Origin of the sequence: Mycobacterium sp. SMC-14, from assembly GCF_046250075.1 — a bacterium.
Taxonomy (GTDB): Bacteria; Actinomycetota; Actinomycetes; order Mycobacteriales; family Mycobacteriaceae; genus Mycobacterium.
This window is the reverse complement of sequence record NZ_CP176429.1, coordinates 4,766,642-4,783,101: the sequence shown is the minus strand read 5'-3', so window position 1 is coordinate 4,783,101 and position 16,460 is coordinate 4,766,642. Positions and strand designations below refer to the sequence as shown.

8 protein-coding genes are annotated in these 16,460 nt (G+C 68.3%); 5 read left to right on the top strand and 3 right to left on the bottom strand.

Features of this window, described 5'->3' with window-relative positions; genetic code table 11:
- Positions 1 to 7: 7 nt before the first annotated feature.
- The 3 genes from ACKY0W_RS22085 to ACKY0W_RS22075 all read right to left on the bottom strand — a co-directional run bounded on the left by ACKY0W_RS22085 (position 8) and on the right by ACKY0W_RS22075 (position 2,699).
- Positions 8 to 1,099, bottom strand: a complete 1,092-nt coding sequence (locus ACKY0W_RS22085; RefSeq protein ID WP_409435831.1) for an inositol-3-phosphate synthase — start codon at positions 1,097 to 1,099, stop codon at positions 8 to 10.
- Between the two features lie 79 nt (positions 1,100 to 1,178).
- On the bottom strand, positions 1,179 to 1,721 hold the full coding sequence (locus tag ACKY0W_RS22080) for a PadR family transcriptional regulator (RefSeq protein ID WP_047321095.1): 543 nt from the start codon (positions 1,719 to 1,721) through the stop codon (positions 1,179 to 1,181).
- Positions 1,722 to 1,847: 126 nt separating this feature from the next.
- Entirely contained in the window at positions 1,848 to 2,699 is an 852-nt protein-coding gene (locus ACKY0W_RS22075) for a DUF1707 domain-containing protein (protein WP_409435830.1), read from the bottom strand.
- Positions 2,700 to 2,810: 111 nt separating this feature from the next.
- On the opposite strand from ACKY0W_RS22075, the gene ACKY0W_RS22070 reads away from it, so the two are divergent.
- From ACKY0W_RS22070 to pks2, 5 genes are all read left to right on the top strand, one after another.
- Positions 2,811 to 3,236: a DUF5318 family protein gene (locus tag ACKY0W_RS22070; RefSeq protein WP_409435829.1), complete on the top strand. Its 426-nt coding sequence runs from the start codon at positions 2,811 to 2,813 to the stop codon at positions 3,234 to 3,236.
- A complete protein-coding gene (locus ACKY0W_RS22065) occupies positions 3,229 to 5,694 on the top strand; it encodes a transglycosylase domain-containing protein (RefSeq protein WP_409435828.1) in 2,466 nt (821 codons plus the stop codon). The genes ACKY0W_RS22070 and ACKY0W_RS22065 overlap by 8 nt, the downstream gene beginning before the upstream one ends.
- Before the next feature lie 191 nt (positions 5,695 to 5,885).
- Positions 5,886 to 8,300 (top strand): transglycosylase domain-containing protein, encoded by a 2,415-nt coding sequence (locus tag ACKY0W_RS22060; protein WP_409435827.1) that lies wholly within the window; start codon positions 5,886 to 5,888, stop codon positions 8,298 to 8,300.
- Between the two features lie 23 nt (positions 8,301 to 8,323).
- Complete coding sequence (locus tag ACKY0W_RS22055; protein WP_409437892.1) at positions 8,324 to 9,940, top strand: glycosyltransferase family 87 protein; 1,617 nt, start codon at positions 8,324 to 8,326, stop codon at positions 9,938 to 9,940.
- Between the two features lie 114 nt (positions 9,941 to 10,054).
- Complete coding sequence (gene pks2 / locus ACKY0W_RS22050; protein ID WP_409435826.1) at positions 10,055 to 16,399, top strand: sulfolipid-1 biosynthesis phthioceranic/hydroxyphthioceranic acid synthase; 6,345 nt, start codon at positions 10,055 to 10,057, stop codon at positions 16,397 to 16,399.
- Positions 16,400 to 16,460 lie beyond the last annotated feature (61 nt).

Genomic DNA, 16,460 nt, shown 5'->3' with positions numbered 1-16,460 from the left:
AAGTTGTCTAGCCGACGATGAATTCTTCGAGCTGGGCGCGCGCGATGTCGTCGGCCAGCTGCTCGGGCGGGCTCTTCATCAGATACGCCGATGCCGGCAGGATCGGTCCACCAATGCCGCGGTCCTTGGCGATCTTGGCGGCACGCACCGCGTCGATGATGATGCCGGCCGAGTTCGGCGAGTCCCACACCTCGAGCTTGTACTCCAGGTTCAGCGGGGCGTCGCCGAAGGCGCGGCCCTCGAGGCGCACGTAGGCCCACTTGCGGTCGTCGAGCCAGGCAACGTGGTCGCTTGGTCCGATGTGGACGTTCTTGTCCTCGACCTTGCCGGCCAGCGAGCCGGTCAGGTTGGAGGTGACGGCCTGGGTCTTGGAGACCTTCTTGGACTCCAGCCGCTCACGCTCGAGCATGTTCTTGAAGTCCATGTTGCCGCCGACGTTGAGCTGGTAGGTGCGGTCGAGGGTGACCCCGCGGTCCTCGAACAGCTTCGCCATCACGCGGTGGGTGATGGTGGCGCCGACCTGGCTCTTGATGTCGTCGCCGACGATCGGCACGCCGGCGTCGGCGAACTTCTTGGCCCACACGGGGTCGGAGGCGATGAACACCGGCAGCGCGTTGACGAACGCCACGCCCGCGTCGATGGCGCACTGGGCGTAGAACTTGTCGGCCTCTTCGGAGCCCACCGGCAGGTAGGAGACCAGCACGTCGACCTTGGCCTCGCGCAGGGCGGCGACCACGTCCACGGCTTCGGCGTCGGAGACCTCGATGGTCTCGGCGTAGTACTTGCCGATGCCGTCGAGGGTCGGGCCGCGCTGCACGATGATGTTGGTCGGCGGCACGTCGGCGATCTTGATGGTGTTGTTCTCCGAGGCGAAGATGGCCTCGGAGAGGTCGAAGCCGACCTTCTTGGCGTCCACGTCGAACGCGGCGACGAACTTGACGTCGCGGACGTGGTACGGGCCGAAGCGCACGTGCATCAGGCCGGGGACCGTGGAGGTGTCATCGGCGTTCTGGTAGTACTGGACGCCTTGGACCAGCGAGGACGCGCAGTTGCCGACGCCGACAATGGCGACCCGCACATCCGTCGTTTGCTCAGTCATTTTCGACGCTCTCCTTTTTCTGCTTTCACTGCTGACGTGCTGTGTTGTGTTTCCCCGATGCCCGCGTCCGTATGCAGGATCAGGGTTGTTCGGCCCGGCCCTGCGATACGCGTTCGGCCGCGATCAGCTCGTTGAGCCACTTGACCTCCCGCTCACTGGACTCCAGCCCGAGCTGGTGCAGTTGGCGGGTGTAGCGATCCAATGAGTTGCTGGCCCGTGCCACCGCATTGCGCAGGCCTTCTCGGCGTTCCTCCACCTGCCGGCGGCGGCCTTCGAGAATCCGCATCCGAGCTTCGGCGGGGGTGCGGTTGAAGAACGCCAGGTGGACTCCGAAGCCGTCGTCGGTGTAGTTCTGCGGGCCGGTGTCGGACACCAGCTCGTTGAACCGCTGACGGCCGGCGTCGGTCAGCCGGTACACCCGCCGGGCCCGGCGCACCGGGGTTCCCGTCGGCGCGGCGTCCTCGGCGATGACTCCGGCCAGCTGCATGCGCCGCAGCGCGGGATACAGCGAGCCGTAAGAGAACGCCCGGAACGCACCCAGCAGACCGGTCAACCGCTTACGGAGCTCGTAGCCGTGCATCGGAGACTCGAGCAACAAGCCCAAAATGGCAAGCTCAAGCACTCCAGTCACCTCCTAAGATGGCGTAGCTACGACCGGTCGACGGTTCGCGCCATAGTATCGCGCCGATATAACCAAGCCCAAGTGGCTACTGTTCGTCAGGTGTTCAGGCCGTAGGGGCCAAGAATTTCAGGACGGGTAATTGATGCGTTTGACGGTGCCGTCGCCCGTGAAAGCGATGTAGCCACTGCCGTAGTCGCTGGAAACGTATACCGACAGCGACAGCGCCCCCGGCGTCGTGGGATCCCGCGCCGGATCGACGATCAGATAGGTGTTTTTCACGTCTGCGGGTTTGATCCCGAGTGTTTCGGCGCCGCCGCGCAGGATCCCGACCACGGTCTTCACATCGAATGCGCCCAGATCGACCAGCGTGTCGTCACTGCTCTTCGACGAGGTGGACGGGTCATCCCAGCCGCCGCGGTAGGAGTAATCCAACTTGCGGCGCTCCTCGGTGGGGTCGGCCCGCTCCAGGGATGCGTATTCGGGATAGACCACCAGCCGGTAGCCCATGGTGTCGCCGAACTTCTTGCGAGCCTGCTCCAGCAGGCCGGTGAGCCCACCCAGGGAGTGCAGCTGTCGCGGCGGCGTGAGCACCACCGGCGCCACACCGTCCGGCTTGGCCCCGGGATCAGAGGTGAAACTCAGCGGAGAGCTGGTGTTTCCGTACATTGCCCAGCCCAGCAGCATGCCCGCCACCAACGCGGCGCCAAGTGTGCCCAGCGCTTTGAGGGCGACACCGCGCACGCCGAACTTGGTGGGACTGCCCAACGCCGGCAGCTTGACCGGAGCGGTCTCGGTCTGCAGGTCACCGACCAGCGAATGCAGGTCTCCCAGCGTCACGGCACGGGTGGCCGCGCTGATCCGCTCCTGGTGCTCGGCGCTGGACACCTGCCCCTCACCCAGAGCGCTGTCCAGGATCCGGCAGACGTCGTCCCGGTCGCTGTCTTTGGCCCGGGTGCCCGCGGTCTGCCGTGTCGCCACGGCGACGATAGTAAAAGAAGGCCGCCCTGCGGTGACGCCGAATCCGCCGCTTGACGCCGGTTGGGGCGTTGATCGCGACTGCCGGAGAGCACCCGACGTACTCTGGTCACCGTGCGATTGCAGCGACAGATAGTGGACTACGCGCTTCGGCGCCGTTCCCTGCTGGCCGAGGTCTACTCCGGGCGCACCGGGGTGACTGAGGTATGCGACGCCAACCCGTATCTGCTGCGCGCCGCGAAGTTCCACGGCAAGACCAGTGCGGTGGTCTGTCCCATCTGCCGTAAGGAGCCGCTCACCCTGGTGTCGTGGGTGTACGGCGAACAGCTGGGTGCGGTCTCGGGCTCGGCGCGTTCTGCCGAGGAACTGGTCCTGTTGGCCACCCGCTTCTCGGAGTTCTCGGTGTACGTCGTCGAGGTGTGCCGGACCTGCAGCTGGAATCACCTGGTGAAGTCATATGTGTTGGGCCTCGCGCGCCCACCGAAGGGATCCCGCGGTCGGCGTACGGCACGTAGCGGAGCCCGTACCGCCAGTGAGTAAGCATCACGACGACGGGTCCGATGCTGGCTCGGCCCGGCACTCCGACGCCGGCGGCCGCCGCCCACCGGCGGGGCCGGATGACCGACTGACCGCGATCATTCCGGCGGTCGACGACGCCGTGACCGCCGACCTGCGCGACCCCATCGACGCGGTTCGGGCGGCCCTCGACGGGGCGCCCCCGCAACGCGAGCAGACGCTGAGTGGCCGGATCCCGAGGCGCGAGCCCCCTCCGGAGAAGCCGACCGCGCCGCCACCGCGACGGGCGGAACCCGCCTCCGACCGGCCGGCCGCGCCGAATCCGCTGGAGTGGCTGCGTGCGCACCCGCCGAATTGGCGGTGGATCCGGCGCGGGCTCTACACCGCCGTGGTGGTGATGCTGCTGCTGCCGGTCATCACCTTCGCGATGGCCTACTCCATCACCGATGTGCCCTCGCCCGGTGACATCCGGACCAACCAGGTGTCGACGATCCTGGCCAGTGACGGATCCGAACTGGCCAAAATCATTCCGCCGGAAGGCAACCGCGTCGACATCGACATCAACCAGGTGCCGGTCTACGTGCGTAATGCGGTGTTGGCCGCCGAAGACCGCGACTTCTACTCCAACCCGGGTTTCTCGGTGTCGGGCTTCGCCCGCGCGATCAAGAACAACCTCTTCGGCGGTGACACCCAGGGCGGTTCGACGATCACCCAGCAGTACGTCAAGAACGCCCTGGTCGGATCCGAGCGGGCCGGCATGGGCGGATTGGTCCGCAAGGCCAAAGAACTCGTGATCGCCACGAAGATGTCCAGCGCGTGGCGCAAAGACGATGTGCTGCAGGCCTACCTGAACATCATCTACTTCGGCCGCGGCGCCTATGGGATCGCCGCTGCGTCGCGGGCCTACTTCGACAAGCCGGTCGAGCAGCTCGACATCGCCGAGGGTGCGCTGCTGGCCGCACTGATCCAGCGGCCGTCCACACTCGACCCCGCGGTCGATCCCGAAGGCGCTCTCGACCGGTGGAACTGGGTACTCGACGGCATGGTGGAGACCGGGGCCATCTCCGCCGGTGAGCGTGCCGCCCAAGAGTTTCCGTCCACGGTCTCGCCCGAACTGGCCCGCGCCCAGAACATCACCACCGGGCCCAACGGGCTGATCCAGCGCCAGGTCACCCAGGAACTGCTCGAGTTGTTCAACATCGACGAACAGACACTCAACACCCAGGGCCTGCAGATCACCACCACCATCGACCCGGCGGCGCAGGACGCCGCCGAGGAAGCGGTGGCCACCTACCTCAAAGACCAGATCCCCAACATGCGGACCGCGGTGGTGTCCATCGACCCGCGCGACGGCGCGGTGCGCGCCTACTACGGGGGCTCGGATGCCAACGGCTTCGATTTCGCGCAGGCCGGGCTGCAGACCGGATCGTCGTTCAAGGTGTTCGCCCTGGTGGCCGCGTTGGAGCAGGGCATCGGCTTGGGTTATCAGATCGACAGTTCGCCGCTGACCCTCGACAATGGCCGGACCAAGATCACCAACGCCGAGGGCGAGGGCTGCGGGGTCTGCAACATCGCCGAGGCGCTCAAGCGCTCGCTGAACACCGCCTACTACCGGCTGATGCTCAAGCTCAAGAACGGGGCGCAGGACGTTGCCGACGCCGCGCATCAGGCCGGGGTCGCCAAGAGTTTCCCCGGCGTCCCGCACACCCTGTCGCAGGACGGCGGCCCGCCCGAAGGCGGAGTGGTGCTGGGCCAGTACCAGACCCGGGTGATCGACATGGCCTCGGCGTACGCGACGTTGGCGGACTCCGGCATCTACCACCCGCCGCACTTTGTGCAGAAGGTGGTCAGCGCTGACGGCAATGTGCTGTTCGACGCGACGACCTCCGAAGACACCGGCGAGCAGCGCATCCCCAAGGCGGTCGCCGACAACGTCACCTCCGCCATGCAGCCCATCGCCGGCTGGTCGCGCGGGCACAACCTGGCCGGCGGACGGCCCTCGGCGGCCAAGACCGGTACCACCCAGCTGGGCGACACCGGGGCCAACCGGGACGGCTGGATGGTCGGCTACACGCCGTCGCTGTCGACCGCGGTCTGGGTGGGCACGACCGGGGGAGACGAACCCCTGGTGAATCAGTGGGGTGGACCGGTCTACGGCGCGGGCATTCCCGCCGACATCTGGAAGGCCACCATGGACGGCGCCCTGAAGGGCACCCCCAACGAAACCTTCCCCACGCCCACCGAGATCGGCGGCTACGCCGGCGTCCCGGCCGCGCCGCCACCGCCCCCACCGATGGATACCGGCCCGCCGTTGCCGCCGGAGGAGACCGTCATCCAGCCGACGATCGAGATCGCCCCGGGCATCACCATTCCGATTGGTCCGCCCACGACGATCACGGCCGCCCCGCCTGCGCCACCTGCGCCGCCCGCGCCCGAACCGGGCGGCCCGCCGCCGGCGGAGCAGCCGCCCGCTGCGCCGTAGTGCGTTTGTGACCTGGTTTCAACCCGATGGTGAGTCCACGGAAGTAGTCTGTTGGCCATGCGACTGCAGCGATGCGTGGGGGACGGCTGGCTGCTGAGCACTTCGCCGATCGCCGAAATGGGTTGTGCCCGACTCGGGATGGCGAAGGGCCGGAAGCCTGACTCCTACCCGCCGGGACGCCCTGGGCGCCGGTGAAAACGCAGGGCCCGACAGCGCCGGGTGCCGACAGCGCTGAGGAAGAACACTTCTTGACGACGACCAACGCCAAGCCCACTGACAAGCCGAACGGGGCGGGCGCCGAGGGCACCGCCGACAACTCCACCGACATCATCGATGACGAGGCGGATCGCCAGGAGCGTCTCGAAGCGGTCAAGGCCGCCATGGAGCGACCACGCCCGGAGAGCGAAAAGCCTCCCATCCCAGCCGAATCGCCGGCAGATCACGACGTCGAGCCGGACCAGCAGGAACTGCGGCGGCGGCGGAATTGGCTCTGGGCCCGACGCGGCCTGTACGCCGCCACCGCGGCACTCCTTGCGGTGCCGGTGGTCACCTTCGGGATGGCCTACCGCACCGTGGAGGTCCCCGAGCCCGGTGACATCCACACCACGCAGGTGTCGACCATCCTTGCCGCCGACGGTACTGAGCTGGCGAAAATCGTTCCGCCGGACGGGAATCGGGTTGACATCAGGCTTGACCGGGTACCGGTTCACGTGCGTGACGCGGTGTTGGCCGCCGAGGACCGCGACTTCTACACCAACTCCGGCTACTCCGTCTCCGGGCTGTTCCGGGCGGTCAAGAACAACCTGCTCGGCGGTGACACCCAGGGCGGCTCGACGATCACCCAGCAGTACGTCAAGAACGCGCTGGTCGGGTCCGAGCGGGCCGGCATGGGCGGATTGGTCCGCAAGGGCAAAGAGCTCGTGATCGCCACCAAGATGTCCGAGGAGTGGTCCAAAGACGAGGTACTGGAGGCCTACCTCAACATCATCTACTTCGGCCGCACCACGTACGGGATCGCCGCGGCCGCGCGGGCGTACTTCGACAAGCATGTCGAGGACCTCACCGTCTCCGAGGGTGCGCTACTGGCGGCCGTGATTCAGCGGCCGTCCACCTTGGACCCGGCCATCAACCGGGACCTGTCCGTCGAGCGGTGGAACTGGGTGCTCGACGGCATGGTGGCCACCGGTGCCCTGACGCTCAGTGAGCGGGCCAAGCAGTTCTTCCCGACCACGATCCCGCCCGATCAGGCGCGCAACGCCGACCAGGCCTCCGGGCCCAACGGGCTGATTCAGCGCCAGGTCACCGAAGAATTGCTCGACATGTTCCACATCGACGAGCAGACCCTGAACATGGAGGGACTGCGCATCACCACCACGATCGACATGAAGGCACAGCGGGCGGTGGAGAAAGCCGTCAGGGCGACCATGGCTGGGCAGAAACCGACCATGCGGACCGCCGTGGTCTCCATCGATCCACGCAACGGCGCGGTGCGGGCCTACTACGGCGGCGACGAGGTCGGCGGTTTCGACTTCGCCCAGGCCGGCCTGCAGACCGGGTCCTCATTCAAGGTGTTCGCCTTGGTAGCGGCGCTGAAACAGGGCATCGGGCTCGGTGAGCAGATCGACAGCGGCCCGTTGACGGTCGGCAAGACCAAGATCAGCAATGTGGGCGGCGCCAGCTGCGGAGTCTGCAACATCGCCGAGGCACTCAAGCGGTCGCTCAACACGGCCTACTACCGGCTGATGCTCAAGCTCAAGCACGGACCGCAGGACGTCGCCGATGCCGCACACCAGCTCGGGGTCGCCAAGAGCTTCCCGGGTGTCGCGCACACCCTGTCCCAGGACGGCCTTGGCGGACCCCCGGAGAACGGCATCGTGCTCGGCCAGTACCAGACTCGGGTGATCGACATGGCGTCGGCGTACGCCACCCTGGCCGATTCCGGGATGTACCACCGGCCGCACTTCATCGCGAAGGTCGTGGGTCCCGACGACCGCGTGCTCTTCGACGGCACAGTGCCCGCCAAGGACTCCGGCGAGCAGCGCGTCCCGAAGGCGGTCGCGGACAACGTCACCGACGCCATGAAGGCGATTCCGAGCTATTCGGGTGGGCACGACCTGGCCGGTGGGCGCCCGGCCGCGGCCAAGACCGGCACCACCCAGCTCGGCAACACCGGCGCCAACCGGGATGCCTGGATGGTCGGTTACACGCCGACCCTGTCGACCGCGGTCTGGGTGGGCACCACCACCGGTGACGAACCGCTGACGAACAAGTGGGGCGGGCCGGTGTACGGCGCGGGTCTGCCGGCCGACATCTGGAAAGCCAGCATGGATGGCGCGCTGTGGGGCGACCCGATCGTGCAGTTCCCCAAGCCCACCGAGATCGGCGGCTCCGCCGGCGTGCCGACCGCGGCGCCGCCGGCCCCGGACTGGAACTGGTATGCGCCGCCTCCGCCGCCACGGGACTGGGACGAGCCGCCACCTCCGCCGCCGGGCTTCCCGATGCCGGAGCCGTTCCCGCCGCCCCCACCGCCGCCGCCACCCCCACCGCCGCCACCTCCACCACCCCCGCCGCCGGAGCCGCCCCCGGCGCCGGAGGCTCTGCCGTGACGGAGGAGACGACCGAACGCACGATGCGCTCGCCCCGCCGGCTGGCGGCGGACCTGCGCAGCGCCGACGACCGCGACCTGCCCAGCCGCACCGATGTCGTCGGTCATGCGCTGTCGAACACCATCGGCGGGCCGGTCGGCCGCCATGCGCTGATCGGGCGAACCAGGTTCATGACACCGCTGCGGGTGATGTTCCTGATCGCGGTGCTGTTCTTGGCGCTGGGCTGGACCACCAAATCGGCGTGCCTGCAGAGCACCGGCAGCGGGAGCCCCGATCAGCGGGTGGCCAACTGGGACAACGAGCGCGCGTACTTCCAGTTGTGCTACTCCGACGTGGTGCCGCTCTACACCGCGGAGCTACTGGATCAAGGCAAGTTCCCGTACAAGTCCAGCTGGGTGGAGAAGGACTCGTCAGGGAAGGAACAGACCCGCTACGACGGACTGCCCGCCGTGCGCTACATGGAGTATCCGGTGCTGACCGGCTTGTACCAGTACTCGGCGATGGCCTTGGCGAAGACGTACACGGCGATCACCAAGGTGCTGAAGATCCCGGCACTGAGCGGGGTCGCCGAGGTGGTGGTCTTCTTCGACATCGTCGCGTTGGGTCTGGCGCTGGCCTGGCTGGCAACGGTGTGGTCCACCGCCGGGTTGGCCGGCCGACGCATCTGGGACGCGGCGTTGGTGGCGGCTTCGCCGGTGGTGATCTTCCAGATCTTCACCAACTTCGACGCATTGGCCACCGCTTTCGCGGGGGCCGGTCTGTTGGCCTGGGCACGGCGCCGCCCGACGATGGCCGGCGTGCTGCTCGGTCTGGGCACCGCCGCCAAGCTCTACCCGGTCCTGCTGCTGTTCCCGCTGCTGGTGCTGGGCCTGCGCACCGGCCGTCTGCGGGAAGTCAAACGCACCGCGGCGGCCACCGCGGTGAGCTGGCTGGCGGTGAACCTGCCGGTCCTGCTGTACGCACCGCGGGGCTGGAGCGAATTCTTCCGGCTCAACTCCCGCCGCGGCGACGACATGGATTCGGTCTACAACGTGGTGAGGTCGTTGACCGGCTGGCACGGGTTCGACGGCGACCTGGGGATGTGGCAGCCACCGACGGTGCTCAACGGTGTCGTCGCCGCGCTGTTTGCGCTGTGCTGCATCGGAATCGGCTACATCGCGCTGACCGCGCCTCGTCGCCCGCGCGTCGCGCAGTTGGCGTTCCTGATGGTTGCGGCGTTCCTGTTGACCAACAAGGTCTGGAGTCCGCAGTTCTCGCTGTGGCTGGTGCCGCTAGCGGTGCTGGCCCTGCCGCACCGCAGGCTGCTGCTGATCTGGATGACCGTCGATGCGCTGGTCTGGGTGCCGCGGATGTACTACCTCTACAGCGTTGCGGATCGCAGCCTTCCCGAGCAGTGGTTCACTGCCACCGTGTTGGTGCGCGACCTGGCGGTCATGGGGCTGTGTGCACTGGTGATTCGGCAGATCTATCGCCCGGAGCAAGATCTGGTGCGGGCCCACGGCTGGGCCGACGACCCGGCGGGTGGGGTGTTCGATCAGGCGCCCGATGTGCCTGCGCCGCGGCTACCGGCCTGGTTGCGACCGAAGCAGCGATATCGCTCGAACGGTGTTGAGACGAGAACGGACGCGCACCGGCCCTAGCGTCACGTGGGGGTTTTGGGGCGGACTCCCAGAGTGGCAGCGCCGCCGGTCGAAAGAACGTTCGTTTACCTCGCCGAATTATTTTCGTGACTTTGCTGTAATCTCGCGGGCGCGATGACTACCGCCCCCACATCCCCCGACGGTCCGTCCACGCCGCAGGTCGCCGTTATCGGACTGGCCTGCCGGCTGCCAGGCGGAATCGATTCGCCGCAACGGTTCTGGGAGGCCTTGCTGCGCGGCGCGGACTTCATCGACGAAGTCCCCGCCGACCGATGGGATGCCGACTCCTACGGCGGCCCCGAGTCGGGCCCAACCGTACCCCGCTGGGGTGCCTTCCTGGCGGATATCGGCGGATTCGACGCCGAGTTCTTCGGCATGACCGAGGCCGAGGCCACCGCGATCGACCCGCAACACCGCCTGCTGCTGGAGACGTCGTGGGAGGCCGTCGAGCACGCCGGTCTCGACCCGGCGGACTTGGCTCGATCGCAGACGGGCGTGTTCGTGGGCCTGACCCACAGCGACTACGAGCTGCTGGCCGCCGAGTGCGGCGCTGCCGAGGGTCCGTACGGATTCACCGGCACCAGCACCGGTTTCGCTTCCGGTCGGGTTGCGCAGGCGCTGGGGCTACACGGCCCGGCGCTCACGGTGGACACCGCGTGTTCGTCGGGGCTGATGGCCGTGCACCAGGCCTGCCGCAGCCTGCAGGTCGGTGAAAGTGAGCTCGCCCTGGCGGGCGGCGTGTCGGTGATGCTCGAACCCCGCAGATCGGCCGCCGGGTCGCCGCAGGGCGCGTTGTCACCGACCGGGCGCTGCCATTCCTTCGATACCGCCGCCGACGGTGTCGTATCGGGTGAGGGCTGTGTGGTGCTGCTGCTCAAGCGGTTGCCGGATGCGGTTCGCGATCACGATCGCATCCTGGCCGTGCTGCGGGGGACCGCGGCCAATCAGGACGGCCGCCCGGACGCGGCCGCGGTGCCGCCAGAGTCGGCGCAGGTTGCGATGTACCACACCGCGTTGGCCGCCGCAGGCGTCGACGCCGGCACCGTGGGCCTGGTCGAGGCACACGGGGTCGGCAACCCGATCGGGGATCGGGTCGAATACACCGGACTGGCCGCGGTCTACGGCATCGACAACCGCTGCCTCCTGGGATCGGTAAAGACCAACTTCGGGCACTGCCAGTCGGCATCCGGACCGCTGAGCCTGATGAAGGCGATTCTCGCGCTGCAGCACGGCACGGTTCCGCAAAACCTGAACTTCACTCGGTTGCCCGACCAACTGGCCGCGATAGCGACCAACCTTCTTGTGCCGCAGAAGAATATGCCATGGCCCGAAACCGGCGAGCTTCCGCGGCGGGCCGCGGTGTCTTCCCATGGCCTGTCGGGTACCAACGTGCACGTCATCGTCGAACAAGCACCGGCGGACACTGCCCCCGAACCGGCGGCAGAACCCGACGAAGCGGCGCCCCGGCTCTTCCCCCTATCGGCGACCTCCGCGCCCCAGCTGCGGGTGACATCAGCCCGGCTGGCGGACTGGCTCGACGAGCACGCGACCGCGATGACCGGTTCCGGCTTCGCCGATCTGGGTTACACGCTGGCACGGCGGCGAGCCCACCGCCCGGTGCGGACGGTGGTGGCGGCCGGCAGCGTCGGCGAACTCGGTGCGGCGCTGCGTGAGGTCGCCGGTAACGACCTGCCATATCAGCCGGTCATCGGACCGGACGACCGTGGGCCGGTCTGGGTATTCTCCGGCCAAGCTCCCCGGTGGGTGGGGATGGCCGAAGCGCTCGCCGAAGAACCGGAGTTCGCCGCGGCGATCGCCGAGATGGAGCCGGTAGTCGCTGAGGAAGCCGGGTTTTCACTCACCGAGGTGATGTCCGCGTCGCAGCCGCCCACCGAAATCGACCGGCTGCAGGTGGCCACCTTCGCCACCCAGGTCGGGCTGGCCGAAGCCCTGAAGGCTTATGGGGTTCGGCCGGGTGCCGTGATCGGGCATTCGCTCGGGGAGACCGCGGCGGCCGTCGTCGCCGGCGGTCTGACGCTCGAAGACGGGCTCCGGGTCGCCTGCCGGCGCGGACGACTGTTGTCGGCTATCGCCGGCAGCGGTGCCATGGCTGCAGTGGAACTGCCGGCGCAGCAAGTGCTTTCGGAGTTCTCCATCCGCGACGTTTCCGACGTGGTGCTCGCCGTGGTCGAGTCGCCGGTGACCACCGTGATCGGCGGAAACGGCGGCATGGTGCGTGACTTGGTGACCGCCTGGCAACAGCAGGGTGTGGCGGCTCGCGAGGTGACGGTCCCCGTCGCCGCGCACACGCCCCAGGTGGAACCGATCCTGCATGACCTGACCCAGGCCCTTGCCGACCTGAAGCCGACCGAACCGGACATCCCGTACTACTCCGCAACGCTGTGGGCGCCGCGTGATCGGCCGGAATTCGACGGCCAGTACTGGGCGGACAACCTGCGTTACATGGCGCGGTTCGCGGCGGCGGTGCAGGCCGCGATCAAGGACGGCTACCGGATCTTTGCCGAGCCGGCGCCGCAGCCCTTGCTCACTGAGGCCATCGAGCAGAATGCCAGCAGCGGCGATACCTCGATTGCCGTGTTGTCGCCTACCCGCTTCCAGTACCAGGCAGGGACGTGGCCGGGATTGCGCGGCTTCGTCGCCGACCTGCACAGCGCGGGTACCGCGGTGGACTTCGCCGTGCAGTACCCGACGGGACGGCTGGTAGAGGCGCCGTTGCCGAGCTGGAACCATCGCGCGCTGATGTTCAGCCGCGAGGCAGCAGACGCCAAACCGCAGGGCGCCGCGGTCCGGGCGGTACACCCGTTGCTCGGGTCGCACGTGCACCTGTTGGAGGAACCCGAGCGCCACGTTTGGCAAGGCGATCTCGGCACCGTGGCGCACCCGTGGCTGGACCACCACCGGTTGGACAACGTGGCCGCGGTGCCCGGCGCCGCCTACTGCGAGATGGCCCTGGCGGCGGCCCGGGTCAGCCTGGGCGGATCGGCCGAGGTCCGCGACGTCCGGTTCGAACAGGCGCTGCTGCTCGACGAACATACGCCGGTGTCCTCGGGTGCCGCGGTGGCCGCGCCCGGCGTCTTGACCTTCACCGTGCACACGCATCAGGAACGGGCCCGCATCGGCCGGGCAAGCGCGGTGTTGCAGGCTCTGCCGGATGCTCCGCAGCCGCATGCCCACGACGTGGCGGCGTTGCTGGCCGCCCACCCGTCCCGCATCGACGACTCCGAGCTGCGAAAGCTGTTGGACGGCGGAGGTATTCAGTACGGCCCTGCGTTCGCGGGCCTGACCGCGGTCCATGTCGGCGACGGGCAACACCGCGACGCTGCCACGGTGCTCGCCGAGGTCGCGCTGCCGGGACAATTGCGCGCTCAACAGGCGCCCTATGAAATCCATCCCGCATTGCTTGACGCGTGCTTCCAATCGGCTGCCGTTCACCCCGGCATACCGCGCGCAAGCGACGGCGGCCCACTGCGGCCGGTCGGCGTGCGCAGGCTGCGCCGTCACCACCCCACCCGCACAGCGCAGTACTGCCTCACCACGGTGACGGCACGCCGCGCCGACGCATGCGAGGCCGACCTGGAGTTGATGGACGCGGCGGGCAACGTGTTGCTCAGCGTCGAAGGACTCCAGCTCGCCGCAGACAGCTCCGAGCACGAAACCGCTGAGCGCACCCTCGACGAGCGGTTGCTGGCCATCGACTGGGAGCGCCGCGACCAACCGGACGCCGCCCAGGCCGCCGCGGGGAGTTGGCTGCTGCTGAGCATGGCCGACGCCGCAGACCCCCTGACCACCGATCTCGATGCCGCACTGAAGGATGGTGGGGCGCAGTCCGATACGGTCTTGGTGCCGATTGACGGCGATCATGTGGCTGACGCGGCAGCGCTGAGGGGACGCCTGGCCGACGTCCTCAACGAGGCGCTGGGCGGACGCACCGGGATTGTCGTGGTGACCGCACCGTCGGTCGACGGGTGCCACCCACCGCAACGGGGCCGGGACTTCGTGTCCTACCTACTGAACGTCGTTCGCCAGTTGGCGGTGCTTCCCGGCGAATCCCCACGGTTGTTCGTGGTGACCAGAAGCGCCGCGACCGTGCGGCCAGGTGATCAGGCCAACCTGGAGCAGGCCGGCCTGCGCGGGCTGCTGCGGGTCATCGATTCGGAGTATCCGCACCTGCAGGTCACCCAGATCGACGTCGAGGGCAGCGCCGCAGAAACCGATCAGGGTTTCGCCGCGCGGCTCGCGGCGCAACTTCAGAGCGGGTCCGAAGAGGACGAGACCGCTTGGCGCGACGGTGCTTGGTATACCGCGCGGCTGCGCCCCGGACCGCTCAGCCCTGCCGAACGGCGGACCACCGTTGTCGAGCACGGACAAGATGGCCTGCGGCTGCAGCGCAGCAGTGCCGATGAGAGCGATTCGCTGGAATCGGTTGCGCACCCGCGGGTTGCACCGGGTCCAGGACAGATCGAGGTTGCGGTGGCGGCCTCCGGGATGAACTACGCGGAGGCGCACTCCGCCGAGGGGCCTGCTCGGCAGCTGGGCACCGACTTCGCCGGGGTGGTGGTCGCAGTCGGTCCCGACGTCACCGGTCACCGGGTGGGCGACCACGTCGGCGGAACCTCTCCTGACGGCTGTTGGAGCACGTTCATCACGTGCGATGCCCGCCTGGCCGTCACCCTCCCTCCGGAGGTGCCGCTGTCGGAGGCCGCCGCGCTACCGACCGCCTACGTCACCGCCTGGTACGGGCTGCACGAGCTGGCGCGGATCACGGCAGCAGACAAGGTGCTGATCCACTCCGCAGCCGGCGCCGTCGGTCAAGCCGCCATCGCGATCGCGCGAACGGCCGGCTGCGAGATCTTCGCCACCGCAGACACTCCGCAGCGTCGACAGCGGTTGCACGACATGGGTATTGAACATGTCTATGACTCCAGCAACCTTGAGTTCGCCGATCGGATCAAAGCGGATACCGATGGCTACGGCGTCGACGTCGTACTCAACTCGCTGTCGGGCGTGGCGCAACGTGCCGGGCTTGACCTGCTGAGCTTCGGCGGCCGGTTCATCGAACTCGGCAAGCAGGATGTCTACGGAGACAGCCGGATTGGGCTGTTCCCGTTCCGCCGCAACCTGTCGCTACATGCGGTCGACCTGGCGCTGCTGGCGCATAGCCACCCAGAAGTCGTCCAGCGCATGCTGACCACCGTCTATCAGCGCGCGGCGGAGGGCGTACTTCCGCAGCCGCCGACCACGCACTACCCCTTGCTCGAGGCGGCTGCTGCGCTGGCGCAGGCGGACGGCGCCGACAGTGCGGGAATGGTTCTGCTGGACGCCCCACAGACCGGCGTCAGCGTGGCGGTGGTCCCGCCGGAGCAGGCTCGGTTGTTCCGGACCGACGGTTCGTACATCGTCACCGGCGGCACCGGCGGCGCCGGACTGTTCCTGGCTGCCGAGATGGCGGCGGCGGGCTGCGGCCGAATCGTGCTCAACGGGCTGTCGGCACCGCAGGGCCAAGCGCGACAGGTCATCGAGCAGCTGCGCGCTGGCGGCACCGATATTCAGGTGGAGTGCGGCGACATCGCCGACCCCGCGACGGCGCGCCGGCTGGTGGCAGCGGCGACCGAATCCGGACTGCCGGTCCGCGGCGTGCTGCATGCGGCCGCCGCGGCTGCGGAAGCCGCGTTGACCGACATCACCGACGAACTCGTCGATCGTTGCTGGGCGCCGAAGGTCTACGGCGCGTGGAACCTTCACCAGGCCCTGCAGGAGGAAAGCGCCGCGCAGCCGCTGGACTGGTTCTGCGCGTTCTCCTCGACCGCCGCGCTCATCGGCCCGCCGGGGCAGGGTGCCTCGGCGGCCGCGAACAGTTGGTTGGACGCGTTCGGATGCTGGCGGCGGGCCCGGGGCTTGTCGGCGACGGTGATCGGCTGGGGGCCGTGGGCCGAGACCGGGGGCGGCACCGCTTCAGCCGATGACGCCCAAGCCGCGATCACCTCCGCAGAAGGCGCCCGCGCCTTCCGTGCGGTACTGAGCTATGACCGCCCGTACACCGGCTATGCACCGATTACCCGAGCACCGTGGTTGGCCGCATTGGCGCACCGCAGCCGATTCGCCGAAGCGTTCCGGGCGGTGCGCCACAACAGCCCCGACGCCGAGCGGTTCCTGGCCGAGCTGAAAGAGCTGCCGCGTCACGAATGGCTCAGCGCGATACTGCGTCTGGTGTCCGACCAGATCAGCCTGCTGTTGCGCCGTACCGTCGACCCGGATCGGGCGCTGCCCGAATATGGCATGGATTCGTTGGCCAGCTTGGAGTTTCGCACCCGGATCGAAACCGAAACCGGAGTACGTGTCGGTCCCGCCCAGCTCACCACGGTGCGTGGCTTGGCCCAGCATGTGTGCGATCAGCTGGCGACCCGGTTGGAGGACCCGGAGCCACGCGGTGGCAAGTGAGTTGAACCGGCTGGCGATCTCCCCCATCGACCAGCCGAGGTGTTGTTCGCCCGAGCAGAGG